Source organism: Clostridium sp. CAG:43, from assembly GCF_000434655.1.
In the GTDB taxonomy this organism is placed as follows: domain Bacteria; phylum Bacillota; class Clostridia; order Lachnospirales; family Lachnospiraceae; genus Otoolea; species Otoolea fessa.
This window is the reverse complement of the sequence record NZ_FR895104.1, coordinates 1-4,005: the sequence shown is the minus strand read 5'-3', so window position 1 is coordinate 4,005 and position 4,005 is coordinate 1. Positions and strand designations below refer to the sequence as shown.

Below are 4,005 nucleotides of genomic sequence, written 5' to 3'. Positions count from 1 at the left end.
AGGTGATATCAGAATTTACATTCAACCATGAAGTGTTTGGAGAGAAATTCTATTTCGTAAGTTTGTCTGTCACTCGTTTGAGCGGACAGGTGGATGTGATCCCAATCTCAATCTCAGAGAGACTTATGGATATATCTAAAGATTATCGCGGCACGACGATGGAGGTGCTTGGACAGTTTCGTTCCTACAACCGCCACGACGGAGAAAAAAGCCATTTGATACTGTTCGTGTTCGCGCAGGATGTTCGACTCCTGGAAGAGCCTGCTGGATACACTGGAACGAATCAGATCTTCCTGGACGGATACATCTGTAAGAAACCTATCTATCGCCAGACACCGCTGGGAAGAGAAATCGCAGATATGCTTCTGGCAGTCAATCGATTATGCGGGAAAACAGATTATATACCGTGTATCGTATGGGGAAGAAATGCCCGTTATGGATCCAGATTTGGTGTAGGAAGCCATGTGTGTGTTGAGGGGCGTATACAGAGCCGCGAGTATATGAAAAAACTGAGCGAAACGGAATGCGAGAAGCGCGTAGCGTATGAGGTATCAGTCAGCAAATATCTGGACAATAGAAGAAGCTTGGAAAAAGGAGAAGATGATGGAGGAGGAGTTGCTTAAAATGTCTGTAAATGCGAGGTGTGTTGGCTGTAAAGAACCGACAAAATTTGTAGCAGGGTTTTATGACGGCCCGAGGGGAAAGCACGGATGCTTTTATGATTGTGAAAACGAAGCTTGCGCGGTGAATCAGATACTTCGGTGTGCGGAGTCTAAAGAAGCTCAGAAGATGATGCAGATCCAGGAAGATAACGGTCGGCTTGGAATGTATGCGGGAGAGATAGCAGCGCTGCGGAAAGATGTAGGGCTCACGATAATGCAGATGTCGCAAATGGCCGGATGCAGCCCGGCGGAGTACAGCGCATATGAGCATGAACGGAAAAAGTTTGATCCGGAAGTATATCGAAAATGTAAAGGGTACCTGCATGAAAGAAGGGTGAAAAATGGAACGATTAACGAGTAAACGAGTAAACGGCATCAAGTCCGGCTATTGGTCTGCAGCCAAAAAGGACGAGCTGATCGCCAGACTGGCAGAATACGAGGATACCGGAAAGACTCCGGAAGAGATCCGGGGATTTGAAGAGACTGCCCGGAAAATGGTGGAGAGAACGATCTCTTTGCATCGAGAATTGAAAGCTGAACAAAGCAAGGATGAATGGATTCCTGTATGTGAAAAACTGCCGGAGCTGGAAACGTGGGTTCTGGCAACAGTAAAACGTCACCGCTGGATCAGCGACTACAAAGAGGAATATGTTCCAGATGATGAAAAAACAGATCATCCGGAAGCAGTCTATGTTACCCTGGCAAAGCGAAATACTGAGGGCTGGTGGTACATCGACATGGAATGCGACAGCTTGAATTACGACCTAAACCCAGAAGACTATGAAGGGGAAGAAGATTTAAGCTGTCCGCGGGTGGAGGTTCTTGCCTGGAAAATGATTCCGAGAGGCTGTGGGAATGAAAGAAACTGAACGAGGACGCATTTACCTGTGCGCGGTCTATGTGGGAAACCGGAAAGAAATTAAAAAAGAAGCGCAGCAAATAAGCATCCAGAAAGACGATATCTATGGTTACATAGTCGAAACGGAGAATGACCGGGCATACGGATATCCGACCATGTCCGATCTCCGGAGAGACTGGAAAAGAGGGGTAGAATGACAAGGGCAGAAAAGAGAAGAGCCGCCCGGCAGCAGGAGAAGGATAAAGTCCGCTACCAGCTGACAGCGGAAGAAATCAGACAGATAGAGAAGAAAGCAGTCGAATCAAAAAAAGAACAGATTCGAGACAGCATCATGAAAGAGGTAAGGGAGGAATGGGAAAGAAGAGAGGAAATGCTGAGCGGGAAGGATGATGGCGAAATCGTTCAGAATGTCCTCTGCTTGCTCCTGGCAGTCCCGGTCAAAGTTCTTTGTGAAAAATTTAAGTGGAAGCCATACCCGCTCAACCAGGAAGAAAATAAAAACTCCAGGATCTTAAAGTTCTCGGAGGCAGTCATCCGGGAAACGAACGAAGTCTTTTCAGACAAAAACATAGACATCCGGGCATACGGTGAAGAGGTATATCGAAAATATGGCATTCGGTACCGGATAGAGGGGGAAGGCGATGGAAGGGATTGAGTGCTGCGCGAACTGTAAACACTGCGTAGCATATCCGAAAAATAACCGGTACGGAGACGTTGATTATATGTGTTTGATTGGCGGTTACTATATTGCTGGAATACACAAGGATCGAAATAAGATCCGGCGCCTTACTCCGGGCGGCAGAAAACTGGAATGCAGATATGAGAGAAAAAAATAAGGAGCGACAATAATAGCACGCTCCTCTAAAAAAAGAAGGTATGTACAACCTAAGTTGATTGAGATAACGCAATTATACCCAATCAAGCCAGAAAAAGCAAGAGAGGGGGAATCTTATGGTATCGGCAAGTGCTCTAATTAACACGATATTGACACAGATGCAGGAATATGTCAAAGAGGGAGCCCTGAAAGATGTGCAGCTGATCCTCTACATGAATCTGGCAGATTATAGCTTTTCGAGGAACGAAGATACTACAGCAGTTAGCGAAGAATCGGATCGAATGTATGAAGTGATGCAGCTCTGGCAGCAGGATATGATTCTTAGGGGACTGACATCTGGAACAATCCGACAGTATGGACATGAACTCAAGCAGCTCATCATCTACGCAGGTGTAAGCCCGCTTGAGATGGGCGAATACCATATCAAGAACTATCTTGCATTCGGAAAAATCCGGAGGAAATGGAAAGACAAGACCTATAACAGCAAGATTCGCTCACTGAAATCGTTCTTCGCCTGGGCGTATGAGAATAAAGAAATGCGAGAAAATCCATTGAAAAACATCAAAACAACAAAAGAGGAGTACCGGATGCAGCCGATCCTCACAGCGGAGCAGAGGGAGATCATGCGCTGCGCCTGCCGGACAGAGCGGGAACTTGCGGTTCTGGATCTGCTTTATTCCTCCGGTGGTCGCGTGTCGGAGATAGTGCAGCTCAATATTGAGGATATGGATTTTGTCAATCGCCGTGCCAGAATCTACGGAAAAGGACGGAAAGAGCGGGAAATATATTTTTCTCCCCAGGCTTCTCTCCATATCCGGGACTATCTAAATGAGCGCAAAGACAGCAATCCGGCATTGCTGGTGGGAGTTAAAGCACCCTATGAGCGTTTGAGCATAGCAGGGATTCAGTACATCCTGAAAGATATTCAGAGCCGCGATGAGCGCCTTCATGGCCTCAAGATATCGCCGCATACATTTCGCCGTACTTGCGGAACTGACATGATTAATCGAGGGGCGCCGGTCGAGATGGTCAAGGAAAAGCTGGGTCATGCCAAGGTGGACACCACACTGCAGTGCTACGCCCAGATCGGCACAGAAGCTGTGAGAGATGCAGACCGGCGCTATGGAGCAGCATAAGAGGAAATATATAAAACATACTCGGCTGGGTCTTGTTGGTTTGGCAGGAACCGGCCGTGGCAGCAGGAGGATAGGAAAATTGAACGACGAGGCAAAGATTCAGTGCCCGTTTTATTTATCAAAAAAGCGGGAAAAGCTCAGGCAGGCAATCACGATCACCTGTGAAAACATAGAGAATAATCTAGGCTTTGATGTCAAAAATATGCTGTCGTTCAAATCTATCAGAGAGCGAACAGACTGGATGGGGATGTTCTGTGAAGATGAATACCAGAATTGCCCTTATTATAAAAAAATCTATAAAAAATATGAGGAGGCAGAAGCGTGGGAATTGTCCAGAAACAGAAAAGAGAGATTGAAAGAAAAGAAATGCAGATAAAAATGCTGAAACAAAGCATCGCTGGAAGGGATCGGGCGATAGCGCTCTGGGAGGCACAGGCAAAAGGAGCGCGCGTGGTCCTGGAAGCTATCGTTAAACAGTATGGCAGGGTCGAATTGGATGCGACGCTGGCAACA

General features: G+C 46.7%; 7 protein-coding genes. All 7 read left to right on the top strand.

Features of this window, described 5'->3' with window-relative positions:
* The first annotated feature begins 2 nt into the window (after positions 1-2).
* The 7 genes from QVO97_RS09525 (at position 3) to QVO97_RS09495 (ending at position 3,868) form a co-directional block, all read left to right on the top strand.
* A complete protein-coding gene (locus QVO97_RS09525) occupies positions 3-623 on the top strand; it encodes a single-stranded DNA-binding protein (protein ID WP_288189548.1) in 621 nt (206 codons plus the stop codon).
* Positions 604-1,023, top strand: coding sequence for a helix-turn-helix domain-containing protein (locus tag QVO97_RS09520; RefSeq protein WP_022360101.1), 420 nt, complete (start codon positions 604-606; stop codon positions 1,021-1,023). Before QVO97_RS09525 ends, QVO97_RS09520 begins: the two co-directional genes overlap by 20 nt.
* Positions 1,004-1,531, top strand: coding sequence for a phage protein (locus QVO97_RS09515; protein WP_022360100.1), 528 nt, complete (start codon positions 1,004-1,006; stop codon positions 1,529-1,531). Before QVO97_RS09520 ends, QVO97_RS09515 begins: the two co-directional genes overlap by 20 nt.
* Positions 1,518-1,718 carry a hypothetical protein gene (locus QVO97_RS09510; protein ID WP_022360099.1) on the top strand — a complete coding sequence of 67 codons (201 nt, stop codon included), beginning with the start codon at positions 1,518-1,520 and terminating at the stop codon, positions 1,716-1,718. The genes QVO97_RS09515 and QVO97_RS09510 overlap by 14 nt, the downstream gene beginning before the upstream one ends.
* Positions 1,715-2,176, top strand: a complete 462-nt coding sequence (locus tag QVO97_RS09505; RefSeq protein WP_022360098.1) for a hypothetical protein — start codon at positions 1,715-1,717, stop codon at positions 2,174-2,176. Before QVO97_RS09510 ends, QVO97_RS09505 begins: the two co-directional genes overlap by 4 nt.
* 296 nt (positions 2,177-2,472) lie before the next feature.
* Positions 2,473-3,492, top strand: coding sequence for a tyrosine-type recombinase/integrase (locus QVO97_RS09500; RefSeq protein ID WP_022360096.1), 1,020 nt, complete (start codon positions 2,473-2,475; stop codon positions 3,490-3,492).
* Positions 3,479-3,868 carry a hypothetical protein gene (locus QVO97_RS09495; RefSeq protein ID WP_288189543.1) on the top strand — a complete coding sequence of 130 codons (390 nt, stop codon included), beginning with the start codon at positions 3,479-3,481 and terminating at the stop codon, positions 3,866-3,868. The genes QVO97_RS09500 and QVO97_RS09495 overlap by 14 nt, the downstream gene beginning before the upstream one ends.
* Positions 3,869-4,005: the final 137 nt, after the last annotated feature.